The organism is Halopseudomonas maritima, assembly GCF_021545785.1.
In the GTDB taxonomy this organism is placed as follows: Bacteria; Pseudomonadota; Gammaproteobacteria; order Pseudomonadales; family Pseudomonadaceae; genus Halopseudomonas; species Halopseudomonas maritima.
In genome coordinates this window covers 2,120,024-2,138,885 of record NZ_CP079801.1, presented here as the reverse complement: position 1 = coordinate 2,138,885, position 18,862 = coordinate 2,120,024, and the positions used below count along the sequence as shown (strand labels likewise).

Sequence of the window (18,862 nt, the reverse complement as noted above, 5' to 3'; positions counted from 1 at the left end):
TGCCTGTAGTGCGCCCGCCGCGCGCCACCCTGACAACCTGCCTACACCTGCAGGCACACCCGCCTGCCGGTAGTACCGGAACTGGAGACCCGTTTTATGACCCGCTCACAGAATCGTGCCGAAAACGTCTGGATCGTCGATGACGACCGCTCCATCCGCTGGGTACTGGAAAAGGCTCTGCAACAGGAAGGACTGGAGCCGGTCGCCTTCGACAGCGCAGACGCCGCGCTCACGCGCCTGCAGCGCCAACACCCGGACGTGCTGATCAGTGACATCCGCATGCCCGGCACCAGCGGCCTGGAGCTGCTGGCCACCGTACGCGAACGCTATCCACGCCTGCCGGTCATCATCATGACCGCCCACTCGGACCTCGATAGCGCGGTTGCCTCCTATCAGGGCGGCGCCTTTGAGTACCTGCCCAAACCCTTTGACGTCGACGAGGCCGTTGCCCTGGTGCGCCGCGCCCTGGCACACACCCACGAGCAGGACGCCCAGGACGAGGAAACCCTGCAGACCCGCACTCCCGAGATCATCGGTGAGGCGCCGGCCATGCAGGAGGTGTTTCGCGCCATTGGCCGCCTATCGCACTCAAACATCACCGTACTGATCAATGGCGAGTCCGGTACCGGTAAAGAGCTGGTTGCCCACGCCCTGCACCGCCACAGCCCGCGCGCGCGCAACCCCTTCATCGCGCTGAACATGGCCGCGATCCCGAAGGACCTGATGGAATCCGAGCTGTTCGGCCACGAAAAGGGCGCCTTTACCGGCGCCGCCGTGCAGCGCCGTGGCCGCTTTGAGCAGGCCGACGGCGGCACCCTGTTTCTCGACGAGATTGGTGACATGCCAGCCGAAACCCAGACGCGCCTGCTGCGCGTACTGGCCGACGGCGAGTTCTACCGGGTTGGCGGTCACACACCGATCAAGGTGGACGTGCGCATCATCGCCGCCACCCACCAGAACCTCGAAGGCCTGGTGCAGGCCGGCAAGTTTCGTGAGGACCTGTTCCACCGTTTAAACGTCATCCGCATCCATATCCCCAAGCTGTCGGAACGGCGCGAAGACATCCCCGCGCTGGCCCAGCACTTCCTTGCCCGCGCCGCGCAGGAGCTGGCGGTAGAACCCAAGGTACTCAAGCCTCAGACCCAGGACTACCTGCGCAACCTGCCCTGGCCGGGCAACGTGCGCCAGCTGGAAAACACCTGCCGCTGGATCACCGTGATGGCGTCCAGTCGCGAGGTGCTGATTGAAGACCTGCCCCCGGAAATGCTCACCCAGCACCAGGACAGTGCGCCAGATGGCCACTGGGAACACGGATTGCGCACCTGGGCCGATCAGGAACTGGCCCGAGGCGTCACCAACCTGCTGGACATTGCCGTACCGTCATTCGAGCGCATCATGATCGAAACCGCCCTCAAGCACACCGCCGGCAGACGCCGCGATGCCGCGCAGTTACTGGGCTGGGGCCGCAATACGCTGACCCGCAAGATCAAGGAACTGGACATGAATGTGGACGGTTCAGACGACGATGAAAGCGAATAGAGTACGCCCGCAGCAAAACTGGCACGCTTGATGCTAAATGACTAATGGGTGTATTTGGGGTGACCTCGGTTCAGGCAGGCTGGGGTCGCCTTTTTTTATGCCTGCGATAAAAGCAGCGGCAAGCTGCAAGCCGCAAGCCCCCCCTGGCTGAAGGCTGAAGGCTTTAGGCTGGAAGCCGGACTCTTCATCTGAAGCCACCCAAGGAGTGGGCCGTATCTTCGCTGCTTGCACGCCATCCAACCACCCACGCCGCTCCAACCCTTCCAGCCTCAAGCCTTCAGCCTTGAGCCTTGAGCCACCCCAACCAGACACCAACACCCGCGACACCACGGACTACTTGCGGCTTGCGGCTTGCGGCTTGCGGCTTGCGGCTTGCGGCTTGCGGCTTGAAGCTTGCCGCTTCAACCGGGTAGCCTAGCGCTCCGCCCTTGCGTAGCCGTCACCATGTTCCATATCGCCCTGCTTGAACCCGAAATCCCGCCCAACACCGGCAATATCATTCGTCTGTGCGCCAATACCGGCTGCCAACTGCATCTGATCGAACCGCTGGGCTTTGAGCTGGACGACAAGCGCCTGCGTCGCGCCGGGCTGGATTACCACGAGTTTGCCGCGGTTAAAACCTATCCCCACCTCGATGCCTGTCTGCACGCGGTAGAGCCCAATCGCGTCTTTGCCTTGAGCACCAAGGGCACACAGAACTTTAGCGAGGTGCAGTTCGCTGCCGGCGACCTGTTTCTGTTCGGCCCGGAGAGTCGCGGCCTGCCCGTTGAAGTGCGCGAGGCGTTGCCCGCGGAACAGGTGCTGCGCATTCCCATGCGCCCTGACAGCCGCAGCCTGAATCTGTCGAACAGCGCAGCGATTCTGATCTACGAGGCGTGGCGGCAACTCGGCTACGATGGCGCGCTCTAAGCTGCAAGCTGCAAGCTGCAAGCTGCAAGCTGCAAGCTGCAAGCTGCAAGCTGCAAGCTGCAAGCTGCAAGCTGCAAGCTGCAAGCTGCAAGCTGCAAGCTGCATCAGGGTGAGTTGGGCTGAGGAGCAGTCAAGCCTTTTCCATGATTTTGAGTGCAATCCCGAGCCAAAGAAAAACCCGCGCGATTCAACACCGCGCGGGTTTTCCTTGAAGCTTGTGGCTTGCCGCCAGGGCCAGCCTTCGGCTGGCCTTAACGGGTCTTGACGACCACCTTACCGACCGCTTTGCGCGAGCTGAGGATGTCCAGCGCGGCTTCGTACTCGTTCAGCTCGAAGGTCTGGGAGACCAGCGGCTTGAGCTTGCCTTCGCTGTGCCAGGCAAACAGCTGCTGGAAGTTCTCCAGGTTGGCCTGCGGCTCGCGGGCGGCAAAGGCGCCCCAGAATACGCCGACGATGGACGAGCCCTTGAGCAGCGCCAGGTTGATCGGGAACTCCGGAATACGGCCGCTGGCAAAGCCAACTACCAGCAGACGGCCTTTCCAGTTGATGCTGCGCACCGCCTGGTCGAACAGGTCGCCACCCACCGGATCGTAGATCACGTCGGCGCCCTGGCCGTTGGTCAGTTCCTTGACCGCGTCTTTCAGGCTGACTTCGCTGTAGTTGATCAGCTCGTCGGCGCCGGCGGCCTTGGCTACTTCCAGCTTTTCGGCACTGGAGGCGGCGGCGATCACGCGGGCGCCCATGGCCTTGCCGATTTCAACCGCAGCCAGACCCACGCCACCCGAAGCGCCCAGTACCAGCAGGGTTTCGCCCGGCTTGAGCTCGCCACGCTGCTTGAGGGCGTGCATGGAGGTGCCGTAGGTCATGCTGAAGCCGGCGGCGGTGACATAGTCCATGTCATCGGGCATCGGCAGCACGCGCATGGCGTCGGTGGCAACCTTCTCGGCAAAGCTGCCGAAGCCGGTCAGGCCCATAACGCGATCGCCCACTTTCAGGTGCTTGACGCTTTCGCCCACACTGGCCACCACGCCAGCGGCTTCACCACCCGGCGAGAACGGGAACGGCGGCTTGACCTGGTACTTGCCCTCGATGATCAGGGTATCGGGGAAGTTGACGCCAGCGGCGTGAATGTCGATAACGACTTCGTTCTTCTTGGCGACCGGATCGGTCGTTTCTTCCAGTACCAGACTGCTGGCCGGACCGTAAGCCTTGCACAGAACCGCTTTCATTTTTATCTCCCAGGTGTGCGTGCATGAATGGCGTCAGTCTAGTCGCTTCACCGGGCTAGGGGTCAACGAACATGGTTTGAGCTGATAGCTACGCATAACATGGGCATCGTCCCTGATGCCTTCCACCGACGCTTGTCGGGCAGTGCGGGCATTTGGCGCGGGGCGGCTGCTCGGCTATGCTGTGCCGGAATCCAAGGAGCCCTTCTGCCATGCACCTCAAAGCCCTGTTAGCCGCTCTGCTGCTGAGCGCCCTGTTGCCCGCTGCCCACGCCGAAGAAGAGGAAGCCCCACCGCCACAGGCTCAGTACGTCGAGCTCAAGCCGTCCTTTGTCGGCACCCTTGGCAGCGGACCGCGCATCCAGTATCTCAAGGCCGATGTGGCCCTGCGCACCGACGACCCGGCGGCGGTCGACAAGCTGCACTATCACGACGCGCTGATTCGCAATGCCCTGGTGTTTCTGTTCAGCGCACAACTGCCGGAAAACCTGTCCACGCTGGAAGGCAAGGAGACCCTGCGCGCCGACGCGCTGGCCGCCGTGCAGCAGGTGCTGGAAGAGGAAGAGGGAGACTCGCTGGTAGACGACCTGCTGTTTACCAATCTGATCGTGCAGTAAGCGGCGGGCGCTGGGCGCGCCCGCCCGACAGCTCAGGCCGACTGGCCCATGTAGTCGGCCACAAAGCGGTCAAAGCTGACTGCGTCAGCGGCTTCCAACGCCGCCTGCTCTGCCAGTGAACTGGCCGCCTCATCTGCCATGGCCGCCTGCACAGCAGGGTCGAGCGGACGCTCACGGAAGTAGCGGTCATGGGCCTGCGACTGGGCCAGGGCAAAGCGGAAGAAGCTGTTGTCGTGCTCGGCAATCGCCGCCAGCACCCGCGCAGACGGCGTCAGGCTGGCATCCTGCAGCTTGGCACGCTGTTGCTGCAGGCTGCTGACGCAGGCGTTGCCGCCCTTGACCTGATCCAGCAATGCGGCGCAGCCGGCAATCTCGTCCAGCAGCGCTTCGCCCCAGGAGACCAGCGTGCGTTCGCTACCACCATCGTTGAGCCGCAGGCCCGGCTCGCGGCCGCGCTTAACGGTCAGGTTGAAGTTGCTGGCCGCGTGCTCACACTCGCTGTCACTCAGATCCGGGCTGTCGTTCAGTGCACAGAACAGCAGGAAGGCATCCAGGAAGTAGGCCGTCGCCGGTTCGATACCCATTGGCACAAACGGGTCGATGTCCAGGCAGCGCACCTCGATGTACTCCACGCCGCGCTCGCGCAGGGCATGTACCGGCTTCTCGCCGCTGTTGGTGACACGCTTGGGTCGGATCGGGCTGTAGAACTCGTTCTCAATCTGCAGCAGATTGGTGTTGAGCTGCTGCCACTCGCCGTTCGCATCGTGTGTGCCCAGCTGCGCGTAAGGCTCATAGGGCAGGCTGATGGCGTTGAGCATGCTGGCAATGTAGTTATCCAGGCTGTTGTAGCAGACGTTCAACCCCGACTGGGCGTTGTTGTTGTAGCCCAGGTCGCTCATGCGCAGGCTGGTCGCCCAGGGCAGATACAGGCTGCGCTCGCCCAGCGGCTCCAATCGATGATCACGGCCCTGCAAAAAGCTGGCGCACACCGCCGGCGAGGCGCCAAACAGGTACATCAGCAGCCAGGCATAGCGGCGGAAGTTGCGAATCAGCGCAAAGTAGCGCGCCGACTGGTTGTCCTGCGCACTCTGCTGCCCGCCCTCCTGCTTTTGCAGCAGTTGCCACAGCCCCGGCGGCAGGGAGAAGTTATAGTGAATGCCGGCAATGCACTGCATCGCCTTGCCGTAACGCACTGCCAGACCGCGCCGGTAGACGTTCTTCAGGGTGCCGATATTGGAGGTGCCGTACCAGGCAATCGGGATATCCTGGTCGCTGGCCGGCAGGCGGCTGGGCATGGACTCGGTCCACAGTAGCTCGTCACCCAGCTGGCTGTAGGTAAAACGGTGAATCTCATCGAGCTGGGCGAACAGGCCATCAACACGCTGACTGACCGGGGTAATCAGCTCCAGCAGCGCCTCGGAGTAATCGGTGGTGATGCGCGAATGGGTCAGCGCCGAGCCCAGACCCGCCGGGTGCGGTGTATGGGCCAGACTGCCGTCGGCAGTGACACGCAGGCTTTCCTTTTCGATACCGTGCAGACAGTCGGTCAGCAGGGGGTGCGAGGCCGGCTGCGCCAGCAGATCGAGGCGATTTCGCAGCAGTGGTGACAAGGTGTCACTCCTTTGGCAGTGTCGCCGCCGGCTAGGCGGCAATGCAGTTCAGTATAGAAAGGCCGTTAAACCCTGCCCGTCAGATGCGGGCAAAGGTGCCCAGACACTTGGCAACCAGCGCGCCATCCTGCCACACCTCGCCGTCCACCACTACGGTGCGGGTGCCAGCGTGCATGACCTTGCCGGTGCACTCCAGCTCACCGCCAGTGACTGCGCGGGTGTAGTTGATCTTGCACTCGATGGTGGCTGTCACCTCGTGCGGCTCCAGCACGCTGAACGCGGCAGCGCCCATGGCCGAATCCAGCAGGGTGAAGACCACGCCACCGTGCACCCGCCCGGTGGAGTTGAAGTGCTTGTCTTCAATCGCCAGACGCAGGCTGCACTGGCCACGCTCAATCGCCGCGAACTCGATACCGACCAGGTCGGTGAAGGCACTGCTACGCTGCGCGGAAAAGGCCGCCAGCGCTGGATGCAAATCGCTCATGCTGTCACTTCTTCTTCAGGTTCTTGGCGTTGGCAAACAGGTTGGCAAAGGTGCCATTGCTGCTGGCCTGACCGGGTTTGCTGTTGCTGTTGCCACGGGGCGCATTGCTGCGCCCGCGCGGCCGTTCGCCGGCGCTGCGCTCGCTGGCCGGCTGCGGCTTGTCATCCAGGCGCATGGTCAGGCTGATGCGCTGACGCGGGATGTCCACCTCCAGCACCTTGACCTTGACGATGTCGCCGGCCTTGACCACGTCGCGCGGGTCCTTGACGAACTGCTGCGAGAGCATGGAGATATGCACCAGACCGTCCTGATGCACGCCGATATCCACAAAGGCGCCAAAGTTGGCGACGTTGGTCACCACACCCTCGAGTGTCATGCCCGGCTTGAGGTCCTTGAGGCTTTCGACGCCCTCCTGGAACTCCGCCGCCTTGAATTCGGGGCGCGGGTCGCGGCCCGGCTTGTCCAGCTCGCGCAGCACGTCGGTGATGGTCGGGATACCAAAACGCTCGTCGGTGTAGCGCGCCGGCTCCAGCTTGCGCAGGAAGGCCGAGTCGCCAATCAAACCGCGTACATCGCGCCCGGTGTCGCCGGCGATGCGCTCAACCAGCGGATAGGCTTCAGGGTGCACGGCCGAGGCATCCAGCGGGTTATCGCCGCTCATGACGCGCAAAAAGCCGGCTGCCTGCTCAAAGGTTTTCTCGCCCAGGCGGCTGACCTTGAGCAGCTCCCGGCGATTGCGGAACGCGCCATTGCTGTCGCGATAGTCGACGATGTTCTGGGCGATGCTCGGGTTGAGGCCGGAGACCCGCGTCAGCAGCGCGGCAGAGGCGGTGTTCAGGTCCACACCGACAGCGTTTACGCAGTCTTCCACCACGGCGTCCAGACCACGCGCCAGCTTCACCTGGGAGACGTCGTGCTGGTACTGCCCCACGCCGATGGCCTTGGGCTCAATCTTCACCAGCTCGGCCAGCGGGTCCTGCAGGCGGCGGGCAATGGATACCGCGCCACGGTAGGTGACATCCAGATCGGGGAATTCGCGGGCCGCCAGCTCGGAGGCGGAGTACACCGAGGCGCCCGCCTCGGAGACCATCACCTTTTGCATCTTCTGACCGCTGCACAGCTTGATCAGGTCCGCCGCCAGCTTGTCGGTCTCACGTGAGGCGGTGCCGTTGCCCACCGCGATCAGGCTGACCTCGTGCTTGCTGCACAGGGCGGCCAGGGTCGCGAGGGAGCGATCCCAGTCATTGCGCGGCGCATGCGGGAAGATGGTTGCGGTATCCAGCAACTTGCCGGTGGCATTCACCACCACTACTTTGACGCCGGTGCGCAGCCCAGGGTCCAGCCCCAAGGTGACGCGCTGGCCGGCCGGAGCTGACAACAGCAGATCTTTCAGGTTGCTGGCAAACACGCGAATGGCTTCGTCTTCGGCGGCTTCGCGCAGCTCGCCCAGCAGCTCGGTTTCCAGATGGCCCAGCAGCTTGACCCGCCAGGTCCAGCGCACCACCTCGTTCAACCAGCGGTCGGCGGCACGACCCTGATTGCTGATGCCCACGGTCTCGGCCACCAAACCTTCGCAGGGGTGCAGGCTACCCGGCGCCGGCTCGGCGTCACCCAGCTCCAGGGCAATGCTCAGCACACCCTCGTTGCGGCCGCGCAAAATCGCCAGCGCACGGTGCGAGGGCACCTTTTTCAGCGGCTCGTCGTACTCGAAGTAGTCGGCAAACTTGGCGCCTTCCTGCTCCTTGCCGGCAACCACCCGCGAGGCCACGCGGCCATCTTCGCGCAGGGCGCTGCGCAGGCGTTCCAACAAACTGGCGTTCTCGGCAAAGCGCTCCATGAGGATGTACTTGGCGCCATCCAGCGCCGCCTTGGCGTCAGCCACGCCCTTGTCGGCATCGACAAAGGCCGCGGCCTGCTGCTCGGGATCAAGCGTCGGATCATCAAACAGAGCGTCGGCGAGCGGCTCCAGACCGGCCTCGATGGCAATCTGGCCCTTAGTACGGCGCTTGGGCTTATAGGGCAGGTAGAGGTCTTCAAGGCGGGTCTTGGTATCGGCCTCACGGATATCGCGCTCCAGCTCGGGGCTGAGCTTGCCCTGTTCGGCGATGCTCGACAGCACCGCGCTGCGGCGGTCTTCCAGTTCACGCAGATAACGCAGGCGCTCTTCCAGATAACGCAACTGGGTGTCGTCCAGACTGCCGGTTACCTCCTTGCGGTAACGGGCGATAAACGGAACGCTGGCCCCCTCGTCCAGCAGGGCGACCGTTGCGGCGACCTGCTCGGGACGGACCGTCAGCTCGCTGGCGATACGCGCGGCAATACTCTGCATGGTGAGACACTTCCACTGGTAGCTAAAACAGGCCGGGCAGTATAACCGAGACAGGGCATTCTGGTCGGCCTCCATCAAGCGGCTGGATGATGCCTGCATAACAAGGTAAAAAGAAACCTCTTGTAACAATGGCCAGCCCGCAAGTAACGGGGCCTGGGTCACAATGCCAGCTCATTTATTCAGGTAGGTATCCATGACAGGCGAAGGCGAAAAAATCCTGATTGTCGATGACGACGTACGGCTGCGGCGACTGCTTGAGCGCTTTTTGGGCGAGCAAGGCTATCGGGTTCGGGCTGTCGAGGATGTCGCCCAGATGGATCGCCTGCTGGCCCGCGAAATCTACTCACTGATCGTCCTCGACCTGATGCTGCCCGGCGAAGACGGCATGAGCGCCTGCGCCCGCCTGCGCGCCGAGGGCAACACCACGCCGATCATCATGCTGACCGCCAAGGGCGACGAAACCAGCCGCATTCAAGGCCTGGAGATCGGCGCTGACGACTATCTGCCCAAACCCTTCAACCCGCGTGAACTGGTCGCGCGCATGAAAGCGGTGTTGCGCCGTCAGGCGCCGCAGGTGCCGGGTGCGCCCAGCGCCGACGATGATCAGGTCAGCTTTGGTGAGTTCACGCTCAATCTGGCCACCCGCGAGCTGACCCGAGGCAATGAGGTCAACATGCTGACCACCGGGGAGTTCGCCGTGCTCAAGGCGCTGGTACGCCACCCGCGTGAACCGCTGACCCGCGACAAGCTGATGCAGCTGGCCCGCGGCCGTGAGTGGGATGCGCTGGAGCGCTCGATCGACGTACAGATTTCTCGCCTGCGCCGCATGCTGGAGCCCGATCCATCCAAGCCGCGCTATATCCAGACCGTCTGGGGCGTGGGTTACGTCTTTGTGCCGGACGGCCAGAGTACGTGAAGGGCGGCCCCGGCTGGCACCCACTGCTGCCACGCAGTTTCTTCGGCCGTACCATCTTGTTGGTACTCATGGTCACCCTGTTCTCACAGGTGTTGACCCTGTTGTACCTGCTGAGCAACGAAGACCTGCTGGTCGACCGGCAGTACAGCCATGGCACCGCCATGCTGGTACGCGCTTACTGGGCCAGCGGCCCGGCTGCGCGCCACGATATCGAGGAAATGACCGGTATCCGCATCATGGTGCCCGAACAGGTGCCCCAGGGCGAAGTGCACTGGCCCTACTCCGGCATCTTCACCCACCAGCTGCGTGACGAGCTAGGCGACCAGACCGAGGTCCGGGTGCAGACCCAAAACCAGCCCGCGATCTGGATTCATCAACCAATTTACGGCAACTACTGGCTCAAGGTGCCACTCTACGCGCATCCGCTGCGTGGTCAGCGGATCTGGCTGGTGGTGACCTGGCTGGCGCTGATCGGCATGCTGTCGACCGCAGCAGCCTGGCTGCTGGTACGCCAGCTGAACCATCCTCTGAAAATGCTGGAGCGCGCCGCCCAGCGCATCGGCCGCGGGCAGACTGTGCGCTTGCTGGATACCAGCGGCCCCTCGGAGATTTCCGAGGTGTACCGCACGTTCAACCAGATGTCGCAGGACGTCGAGCAGGCCAACCGCGACCGCACCATGCTGCTGGCTGGCGTGTCCCATGACCTGCGCACGCCCCTGACCCGCATGCGCCTGTCTACCGAGCTGCTGTCCGACGCCGAACCCGAGCTGACCGACGGCATGATCCGGGATATCGAAGACATGGACGCCATTCTCGAGCAGTTCATGAGCTACATCCGCGACGGCAGCGCCGAGCCCAGCGAGCAGGCGGATATCAACGAGCTGATACGTGAGGTGGTGGCGCCGCTGAATAGTAACGGCGAGGTGGTGCGCCTGTTTCTGGCCGAGGTACCCAGCCTGAACCTGCGGCGGCTGTCGATGAAGCGAGTGCTGATCAACCTGATCGACAACGCACTGGTCCACGGCGGCAGCGGTGTGGAGGTGTGCACCTATCTGCACAACCAGGACGGCCAGCGGCTACTGACGGTCAGTGTGCTGGATCGCGGGCCGGGCGTTGAAGCGCTGGAAAACGATGCCCTGTTCAGCCCGTTCATCCGTGGCGACCAGGCCCGCTCGACCAAGGGCACCGGGCTGGGGTTGGCCATCGTTAAACGCATTACCGACAGCCACGGCGCCCGTGTGCAGTTGCTCAACCGGGTGGGTGGCGGTACCGAGGCACGGCTGAGCTTTGTAGTCCCTGCCTGACTCAGGACGCACGGCGCAGCAAGCCCGCCTGCTCCAGCGCCCGCTCCACGGCCAGCAAATCGGGAATCAGCAGCGGCTGCGGCTCGTCACTTACGCTGACGCGCTGCAACTGGTAGCTGGACGGCCCTTCAAGACTCTGCAGCTCCTCGCGCAGCAGTCGCCGTGAACGGGGAATCCCCCACACCCGCAAACCAATAAAGTGCGCACCACTGCCGCCCAGGGCGTTCAGAATCAAGGTGCGCGGCTGGGCGCCGTCGGCCGGTTCGCCTCCCTGGGCGCGCAACGCATCAAGATCAACCATCGGCACCGGCTGGTCGCGCCACTGGGTCCAGCCGAGGAACCACTCCGGCCCCTGATTAGCCGCCTGACTCAGGCGGTAGCCAACCAGCTCGGCCACCGCCACGTTTGGCAGCAGCAGCGGATCGTTCAGCAGCGGCACGATCAAACCATTGATACTCTCCAGCGCCTCAGACATGCGCCCTACTCCCTTGCTGCGTTGATTGATTGCTAGCCGGCCAACGCCGACCACTCCTGCCGCAGCCAATGCTGCAGCGCCTGCGCCAGCTGTGCCGGGTTGCCCTGACGCTGGCTGAAGCCAGCGGCTCGCACCGCCTCTGGCATGGTTGAGCAACTGGCGCTGTCGGCGTCCTGGGTCCACACCTCGATACCCTGACGGCGCATGCGCCCGCAGGCCTCAACCCCATCCTCGCCCATGCCGCTGAAGATAATCGCACCACAGGCCGGACTGAAGCCATCGCACACCGCATCCAGCACCGCCGCGATGGAAGGCCGATAGGGGCCGGGCCAGGGCGCGTCGCTGAGCAGCACCTCACCATCGACACCAAACGCCAGGCGGCGGGCAATCGGGGCAACCAGCACTTCGCCGGCTTGCAGGTGCGCACCCGGCTGGCAATTGAGGATGCGCCAGTCGTTCTGCCGGCCGAGAATCTGCGGTAATTGCTGCTCAAAGCCGGCATCAATATGCTGCGCGTAGATAAAAGCGACCGGCAAGTCAGCCGGCAGACAATCGAGAAAGGTCTTGACCGCGGCCGGCCCGCCCAGCGAGGCGCCCAGCACCCAGACGCATGGTGCCGGCTGCGGCCGCACAGCAGGCACCAGCGGGCTTGGCAGGCCTGGCGCCTGGCCAGTCGCTGGCTCGCCCAGCAGCGGCAACAGTTTGCCATACAGGCGCCGCTGCCAACGGGGGTAGTCTTCGCTCTCCTCGGCGGGAATCTCGCCGGCACCCAGCAACACGGGCACGGCACTATGCTCCAGCAGCCAGTCGGTCAACGGCGAGTCTTCAGCCAGTTCCAGCAGCCAGGCGTCAGTCTGCACCTGCGCCAGTGCGCCGGCATCCAGGCTCGCCGGCTCATCGGCAAATACCACCGCGTAGCCAAAGTCCGCCAGCACCTGCGCCAAGCGCTGGCGCTGGCCGGCCTGCCCAGCCAGTAGCGCTATAGCCGGGGTGGTCTCAGTCACCCGCAGCTACCAGCTCGGCAATCACCTCCAGCAACTGGGCTTCCTGGTAGGGCTTGCCAAGGTACTCGTTGACCCCGATAGACAGCGCGCGCTCACGGTGCTTCTCACCGGTACGCGAGGTGATCATGATGATCGGCAGCTGCGACAGCTGTTCATCGTGACGCACCAGGGTAGCCACCTCAAAGCCGTCCATGCGCGGCATCTCGATGTCCAGCAACATGATGTCTGGCGTGATGTCCTGCAGCTTGGCGATGGCATCAACCCCATCCTTGGCGGTCACCACTTCCATGCCGTTACGCTCCAGCAGCCGCGTGGTCACCTTGCGTACGGTGATGGAATCATCCACCACCATCACCAGCGTTGGCCGCTGCTCTTCATACTGCCCGCTATCACCCACACGCTCAGTCGCCAGCTGCTGCTGCGCGTGCAGCGCCTGCTGCGCACGAATCACCGCCAGCAGATCGAGAATCACCACCACGCGGCCGTCGCCGAGGATGGTGGCGCCAGAGATACCCGGCACCACGGCGAACTGCCTGCCGAGGTTTTTCACCACGATCTCCCGCGAGCCGGCCAGGGCATCAACCTGCACCGCCACACTATGCTCGGTACCGCGTACCAGAATGACCGGCAGCGGCAGGCTGTGACCGGTCAGTTTGGGCTGCTGGCCGGTGACCAGCAGGTCTCCCAGATAGCGCAGGTCGTAGGTCTTGCCGGCGTACTCGAAGGGCGGTGCATCCGGCGCGTAGTAGGCTTCCAGCTCGTAGCCGGACACCCGTACGATCCCTTCAATGGTGTTCAGCGGAATCGCGTACAGGTCTTCACCGGAGTACACCATCAATGCGCGGTTGACTGACACGGTGAAGGGCAGACGGATAACAAAGGTGGTGCCGGCACCCGGGTCTGTGCTCAGGACCATGTTGCCGCCCAACTGCTTGACCTCGGCGTTGACCACATCCATACCGACCCCGCGGCCGGAAATCTGGGTGACCTTCTCGGCAGTGGAAAAACCGGCTTCGAGAATAAACTGCAGCACTTCCTGATCGGTCAGCTCCGCGTCGGCGTCCATCAGGCCACGCTCGATCGCCTTGCTGCGTACGGCATCCAGACGAATACCGGCGCCGTCGTCCTTGAGGGTCAGGACAATCTCGCCACCCTCACGCGCCAGATCCAGCCAGATGCGACCTTCCGGTGCCTTGCCGGCCTGGCCGCGCACCTGCGGCTGCTCGATACCATGATCCACCGAGTTGCGCAGCATGTGCTCCAGCGGCCCGATCATGCGCTCCAGCACGCTGCGGTCCATTTCGCCCTCGGCGTTGCCGACCACCAGCTCCACCTGCTTGCCGAGCTCACCGGCCACCTGGCGGACAACACGGCGCAAGCGCGGCAGCAAGCGCTCGAAGGGCACCATGCGCGTGCGCATCAGGCCTTCCTGCAGCTCGGTGTTGACCCGCGCCTGCTGCAACAACAGGGTTTCAGCGTCGCGGCTCTTGGTCGCCAGGGTTTCCTTCAGGTCCAGCAAGTCGGAGGCAGACTCGAACAGCGAGCGCGACAACTGCTGCAACTGTGAGTACTGGTCCATTTCCAGCGGGTCAAAGTCTTCGTAGCCAGCGCCCATCTCGTCCTGGTGGCGCGACAGAATCTGCGCCTGGGTTTCCATATCGAGGCGACGCAACTGGTCACGTACCCGCTCGATGGTGCTTTCAACGTCTTCGAGCAGGTGCCCGACATCGCTCACCTGCTGCTCGATACGGCCACGGAAGATGGAGGTTTCACCGGCCAGGTTGACCAGCTCCTCCAGCAGATTGGCCGATACCTTGACGCTTTCCTGGCTGGCGCTGCGCTTGCTGGCATCCGCACGGCCAGGGCTGCTGGCTTCCATCGCCTCGCGCAACAGACCATTCACCTCGGCCAGCGAGGGGCCATCGCTTACCACGGCGGCCGCAGGTGCTGTCTCGGCCGGTACCAATGGTGTCGGCGCGAGGGCTACCGATGGCTGCGCCGGGGCCGTCCAGTCGGCACCCAATGCCAGCGCGTCTACGGCTTGCTGCAGCGCTGTCAGCTGCGCTGCGCTGGCCAACCCGCCATGCAAGGCACTTTCCAACTGCTTCGCCTGATCGGCCAAGGCTTGCTGACCCGCCAGGCGTGCACTGCCCTTGAGGGTTTCAACGCGGTGCAGCAGCTCTGCTGCCGAGGCCGGATTATCACCATGCTCCAGCAGCAACGTCTGACAGGGCGCCAGCAGTTCGCGCGCCTCTTCTACAAACATCGCCAGCATGCCCGGCAGCACCGGACTGGCCGCTGGTACTGGCGCAGCAGCCATCACAGGTGCTTCCGGCTCCACGCCACTGCCGGGCAACGCAGGCTCTTGCCCAGGGTTCTTGCGGAACCCATTGATGGCAGCAATCAGCGCGGCGCCGTCACTGATCGGACGACCAGCAACCACGCCCTCGACCATATCTGCCAGCGCATCGTGGCAAGCATGCAACAGGGCGATTAGCCCCGGGCTGGGCTGGTAACGCTGATCACACAGACCTTCGTAAACAAACTCCATTTCGTGGGCCAGATCGCCCACCGGCCGGATCTCGGCCATCCGCGCGCCGCCCTTGAGGGTGTGCAGATCACGCTGCAACGCCTCGACTGCGATGGTATTACCGGTGTCGGCAATCCACTGCTGCAGGCTGCCGCTGGCACTGTCGATAATTTCCTGCGCCTCTTCCAGGAAGATATCGACCAGCTCGGCATCGGTACCGGCTTGAGCCGGGTTCCAGGTGCCGCTATCGAGCATGCTGGCTGACACTGGGGCCGTGGCGGCTTCGACGCCGCCAGGGATCAACGCCTGCAAGGCCTGCAGCTCGTGACTGGCGGGCAACAGGTGCTGGTGCGCGGCAACCTGATCCATCATGTTGATCAGTCGCTCATGGCCATCAGTCAACGCCAGTAGCACCGTCTCGTCCAGTAGCAACAGCCCACCATGCAGGCGTTCGTGGACCTGCTGCAACGTGTCGGCGAGTTGTTCCAGCGGGCCAAGCTCCACCTCGCCGGCAACCTCCACCAGCGCGCCCAACGCCTGGCCCAGAGCGTCGCTGTCCAGCTCAAGCGATGCCCCGGTCTGGCGCATCGAGAGCTCGTCACTGACGTCCAGCAACAGGTCGATGCCCTCGGTCAGGAAGATCGACATCAGGTCAGCGCTGTCGCCGGCCTCCAGCTCGCCACGCGCTGTTTCTCGCGCCATCAGACCCTGCTGGTGGCGCTGCTGCAGGCGCTGCAGGAAGTCGTCGGTGCCGGCAATGGGTGCATGCGGGTCGTACGCCAGTTGCTGCAGCCCCTGTTCGAACAGGGTCACCGCGTCAGTCAGCAGATCGACCAGTGCGGCGTCGGCTGACACCAGATTGGCCTTGAACTCCTTGCACAGTTTTTCCAGCGGGCTGGCCAATACGGCGATGGGTTGTACCCCAGCCATGTGCGCACTGCCCTTGAGCGTATGCAGGGCACGCTGCAGCGCGTCGCTGAGCGCGCGCGGCAGGCCGTACTCGCGGCACTCGCCCAGATACGCGTTGATCTGGTCGATATGCGTGCGGGTTTCGTTGCGGAAGATATCCAGCAGCACCGGGTCCATGCCACCGGCAGCTGCCAGCTCTGGCTCTGGCTCTGGCTCTGGCTCTGGCTCTGGCTCTGGCTCTGGCTCTGGCTCTGGCTCTGGCTCTGGCTCTGGCTCTGGCGACAGGGTGTCCTCGGTCGGAGCAACGTCAAGCGGGTGGTCTTCGTCTGCAGCAGGCAACGCCTCGCTCCAGTCCTGGGCCTGCGGCGTCTGCCCGAGGGGCTCGTCAGCTGGCGCGCTGTCGAGCGGCAGCACATCGTCCAGCGCCGCGACATCCAGCGGCTGCGGCGCCATCCCGTCGGCTTCGGCTTCGGCTTCGGCTTCGGCTTCGGCTTCGGCTTCGGCTTCGGCTTCGGCTTCGGCTTCGGCTTCGGCTTCGGCTTCGGCTTCGGCTTCGGCTTCGGCTTCGGCTTCGGCTTCGGCTTCGGCTTCGGCTTCGGCTTCGGCTTCGGCTTCGGCTTCGGCTTCGGCTTCGGCTTCGGCTTCGGTAATCAGTGTGTCCTCGGCGGGCGCCGCGTCAAGCAGTTCCGGTTCACCGGCTTCTACCGGTAAGGCATCAAGCGTGGGAGTATCTCCACGCGCCAGCGCGTCGGCGTCGGCGGCCAGGCGCTCGATATCCGGCAGCGGACGCTGCTGGCCAGCAGCAAAATCCTCAACCAGCTGCGGCATCAAGGCGCGGACTTCGTTGACCACCCGGAACAGCGCCGGGCTTGCCGTGATGCTGCGATCCATAACTCGGTTGAGCATGTTCTCGACCGACCAGGCCAACTCGGCCAACACCCCGGCCTGCACCATCCGCCCGCTGCCCTTGAGGGTGTGGAAGGCACGACGCACTTCGCCCAAGGCCTTGGCGTCATCCAGATCGGCCTGCCACTGCGGGGTAAACTCGCTGAGGGTGTCCAGCACTTCGCCGGCTTCCTCAACAAAAATCTCGACCAGTTCAGGGTCCAGCTCGTCATCGTCGCTGTCATCGCTGAGGGCGGCGGCGCGACTTGGCTCGGCAGCTGGTGGCTCTGCGGCGTCGACGGGCTCGGGCTCGGGCTCGGGCTCGGGAGTATCTGCTACAGCCTGCGATGCTGCCAGTTCGGTTCCGGCGTCCTCGGACAGCTCCACGCTGTCGTCCTGCCCCACATCGGCGGGCTCCGCCGGCAGTTGATCCGGGTGATAGCCAAGCAATTGCAGGCGCTCTTCAGCCACATCCAGAATGCTGTCACCACGGTCGGCATCGTCTTCGGCCAGACGCTCAAGGTAGTAGTCAACGCAGGTGATAACGTCGGCCAGAGCATCCAGCGAGGTCCAATCCGGCACTTGCTGCCGAGCCACCAGTTGCTCACGGATATAGCGACGGCAGGCGGCAACAGCGGCGGCGGCACGCGTCAGCGGCACCATCGAAAGCCCGCCGCGCACGCTATTAAGCAGGTCATCGATGGGCGCCAGCTGGCTGTGATCCCATTGATTGGCGATAAAGGCATTTACGGCTTCGCGGGTCTCTTCCAGCGCGTTGCGTGCTTCCTGCACCACCAGCTGGTGCACCTGGACTATGTCTTGTGCGGCAGCCAGGCGCTGCATGTCGCCATCCAGCGACTCGCCCTGCTCGTTGCGCTCCAGGCCGAGAATGCCCTGCAGGCTGGCCTCGACATAGAGCATGCCACCGGCGACATCCATCAACGCGGCGTCTGTCATGGCGGACGCGCCACTGAGCAAGCGGCCGACCTGATCGATCTGCTCCAGCAGCACCCGACGCGGCTGTCCCAGGCCAAGCATCGCCAGGGTGTCGGCGATACGTTTCATGACCGGCTGCAGGTTTTCCAGCCCCTCCAGCTGAGTGCGGTCGCTGCGCACAAACAGGTCCAGCTGATCCTTGACCTGCAGTAACTCTTCACCGAGCGCCAGCGCTACCGATTGCATGGCCTCGCGATCCGGACCAACCAGGCGGTCACCAGCGGCGCGCTGCTCATCGGTCCAGGTGCCCTTGAGCTGATAGCGCTCTTTCAGCGCATCCAGCCGTGGGCTGCCGTCGGCGCTCTTGGCTACGTAAAACAGCAGGTTGCGTAACAGTTCGCGCGGCGGGTTGCTCTGCAGGGCGCTGGCACCACGCCCCATCAGCTGGCGCAGTTCCTGGTCGGCCTGGCGCAGCAACTGGCGCACAGCGGCGCCGTTCTCAATACTCCCCAGTTCCAGCCCTTCGGCCACGCCGGCGAAGATCGCCCACAGGCGGCCATAGGGTGCGCCCTGGCACAGCGCTTCAAGGCGGGCAAACACATTGCGCAGGTGGCGGCTATTGAGGGGCACATCCTGGCCGCGGATTACGCCGGCCTGCGCCATCTGCAGCGCCTGACGCAGTTTGCGCAGCTGGCGCACGGTGTGCTCGTCGCTCAGGTCGGCCAGGTCGTCGCTTTCGGCCGGGCTGTCGCTCCCCTCCAGCTCAGGGCTGAACAGTGCGTTTTCGGTCAGCAGCTTGTCGCCGCGGGCCGTGCGCATATCGTTGAGCAGCGGCAGCAGCACCATCGGCAAATCACGCCGACCGCTCTGCACGCGATCCAGGTATGCTGGCATCTGCAGGATCGCCTGCATGAGAATTTCCAGCGCTTCGCCTTCGCGGCCAACGCTGCCATTCATCAGCGCCTGGGCCAGTTGCTCCATTTCCTCGGCCAGCAGCGCTGCACCGTAGAACTCGACCATCTGCAGTGTGCCGTGGACCTGATGAATATAGGTCAGGCAGAAGCGCAGACGAGTCGAGTCTTCAGGGTTTTCGACAAAGGCTTCAAGTGCCTGTCGCGCCTGATTTAGCGTTTCGGATATCTCGCCCTTAACCCAGTCAAGCGCGACATAATCATGCCGATCACCCATA

12 protein-coding genes are annotated in these 18,862 nt (G+C 63.9%); 5 read left to right on the top strand and 7 right to left on the bottom strand.

Going from position 1 to position 18,862, the window contains the following annotated elements:
* Nucleotides 1-96 precede the first annotated feature (96 nt).
* Together ntrC and trmL are read left to right on the top strand one after the other, a co-directional pair.
* Nucleotides 97-1,539, top strand: coding sequence for a nitrogen regulation protein NR(I) (ntrC, locus tag HV822_RS09815; protein ID WP_238869813.1), 1,443 nt, complete (start codon nucleotides 97-99; stop codon nucleotides 1,537-1,539).
* 444 nt (nucleotides 1,540-1,983) lie between these two features.
* A complete protein-coding gene (gene trmL / locus HV822_RS09810) occupies nucleotides 1,984-2,448 on the top strand; it encodes a tRNA (uridine(34)/cytosine(34)/5-carboxymethylaminomethyluridine(34)-2'-O)-methyltransferase TrmL (RefSeq protein WP_238869812.1) in 465 nt (154 codons plus the stop codon).
* A 251-nt stretch (nucleotides 2,449-2,699) separates the two neighbouring features.
* Here trmL and HV822_RS09805 read toward each other — a convergent pair whose 3' ends face one another.
* Nucleotides 2,700-3,677, bottom strand: a complete 978-nt coding sequence (locus HV822_RS09805) for an NADPH:quinone oxidoreductase family protein (RefSeq protein WP_083725006.1) — start codon at nucleotides 3,675-3,677, stop codon at nucleotides 2,700-2,702.
* 209 nt (nucleotides 3,678-3,886) lie between these two features.
* On the opposite strand from HV822_RS09805, the gene HV822_RS09800 reads away from it, so the two are divergent.
* Nucleotides 3,887-4,291 (top strand): flagellar basal body-associated FliL family protein, encoded by a 405-nt coding sequence (locus HV822_RS09800; protein WP_238869811.1) that lies wholly within the window; start codon nucleotides 3,887-3,889, stop codon nucleotides 4,289-4,291.
* A 32-nt stretch (nucleotides 4,292-4,323) separates the two neighbouring features.
* Here the strand turns inward: HV822_RS09800 and gshA are convergent, their stop codons facing one another.
* From gshA to HV822_RS09785, 3 genes are all read right to left on the bottom strand, one after another.
* Complete coding sequence (gene gshA, locus HV822_RS09795; protein WP_238869810.1) at nucleotides 4,324-5,901, bottom strand: glutamate--cysteine ligase; 1,578 nt, start codon at nucleotides 5,899-5,901, stop codon at nucleotides 4,324-4,326.
* Nucleotides 5,902-5,980: 79 nt separating this feature from the next.
* The gene (locus HV822_RS09790; protein WP_238869809.1) at nucleotides 5,981-6,385 is read right to left on the bottom strand and encodes a PaaI family thioesterase; all 405 of its coding nucleotides are present in this window, start codon (nucleotides 6,383-6,385) and stop codon (nucleotides 5,981-5,983) included.
* Nucleotides 6,386-6,389: 4 nt separating this feature from the next.
* On the bottom strand, nucleotides 6,390-8,714 hold the full coding sequence (locus HV822_RS09785) for a Tex family protein (protein WP_238869808.1): 2,325 nt from the start codon (nucleotides 8,712-8,714) through the stop codon (nucleotides 6,390-6,392).
* A 193-nt stretch (nucleotides 8,715-8,907) separates the two neighbouring features.
* On the opposite strand from HV822_RS09785, the gene ompR reads away from it, so the two are divergent.
* Together ompR and HV822_RS09775 are read left to right on the top strand one after the other, a co-directional pair.
* Nucleotides 8,908-9,630, top strand: a complete 723-nt coding sequence (ompR, locus tag HV822_RS09780; protein WP_238869807.1) for an osmolarity response regulator transcription factor OmpR — start codon at nucleotides 8,908-8,910, stop codon at nucleotides 9,628-9,630.
* 68 nt (nucleotides 9,631-9,698) lie between these two features.
* Nucleotides 9,699-10,934 (top strand): ATP-binding protein, encoded by a 1,236-nt coding sequence (locus HV822_RS09775; protein ID WP_238873581.1) that lies wholly within the window; start codon nucleotides 9,699-9,701, stop codon nucleotides 10,932-10,934.
* A gap of 1 nt (nucleotide 10,935) precedes the next feature.
* Here the strand turns inward: HV822_RS09775 and HV822_RS09770 are convergent, their stop codons facing one another.
* The 3 genes from HV822_RS09770 to HV822_RS09760 are packed head-to-tail and all read right to left on the bottom strand — an operon-like array spanning nucleotide 10,936 to nucleotide 18,861.
* On the bottom strand, nucleotides 10,936-11,409 hold the full coding sequence (locus tag HV822_RS09770; protein WP_238869806.1) for a chemotaxis protein CheW: 474 nt from the start codon (nucleotides 11,407-11,409) through the stop codon (nucleotides 10,936-10,938).
* Nucleotides 11,410-11,441: 32 nt separating this feature from the next.
* Nucleotides 11,442-12,413, bottom strand: a complete 972-nt coding sequence (locus HV822_RS09765; protein ID WP_238869805.1) for a chemotaxis protein CheB — start codon at nucleotides 12,411-12,413, stop codon at nucleotides 11,442-11,444.
* The gene (locus HV822_RS09760; protein WP_238869804.1) at nucleotides 12,406-18,861 is read right to left on the bottom strand and encodes an Hpt domain-containing protein; all 6,456 of its coding nucleotides are present in this window, start codon (nucleotides 18,859-18,861) and stop codon (nucleotides 12,406-12,408) included. The genes HV822_RS09765 and HV822_RS09760 overlap by 8 nt, the downstream gene beginning before the upstream one ends.
* Between the last annotated feature and the right edge of the window lies 1 nt (nucleotide 18,862).

Coding starts and splice junctions, on each gene's coding strand:
- trmL (WP_238869812.1), top strand. CDS start 1,984: ATGTTCCATATCGCCCTGCTTGAACCCGAAATCCCGCCCAACACCGGC.
- HV822_RS09775 (WP_238873581.1), top strand. CDS start 9,699: ATGGTCACCCTGTTCTCACAGGTGTTGACCCTGTTGTACCTGCTGAGC.
- HV822_RS09805 (WP_083725006.1), bottom strand. CDS start 3,677: ATGAAAGCGGTTCTGTGCAAGGCTTACGGTCCGGCCAGCAGTCTGGTA.
- HV822_RS09785 (WP_238869808.1), bottom strand. CDS start 8,714: ATGCAGAGTATTGCCGCGCGTATCGCCAGCGAGCTGACGGTCCGTCCC.
- ompR (WP_238869807.1), top strand. CDS start 8,908: ATGACAGGCGAAGGCGAAAAAATCCTGATTGTCGATGACGACGTACGG.
- HV822_RS09800 (WP_238869811.1), top strand. CDS start 3,887: ATGCACCTCAAAGCCCTGTTAGCCGCTCTGCTGCTGAGCGCCCTGTTG.
- HV822_RS09790 (WP_238869809.1), bottom strand. CDS start 6,385: ATGAGCGATTTGCATCCAGCGCTGGCGGCCTTTTCCGCGCAGCGTAGC.
- HV822_RS09770 (WP_238869806.1), bottom strand. CDS start 11,409: ATGTCTGAGGCGCTGGAGAGTATCAATGGTTTGATCGTGCCGCTGCTG.
- ntrC (WP_238869813.1), top strand. CDS start 97: ATGACCCGCTCACAGAATCGTGCCGAAAACGTCTGGATCGTCGATGAC.
- HV822_RS09760 (WP_238869804.1), bottom strand. CDS start 18,861: ATGGGTGATCGGCATGATTATGTCGCGCTTGACTGGGTTAAGGGCGAG.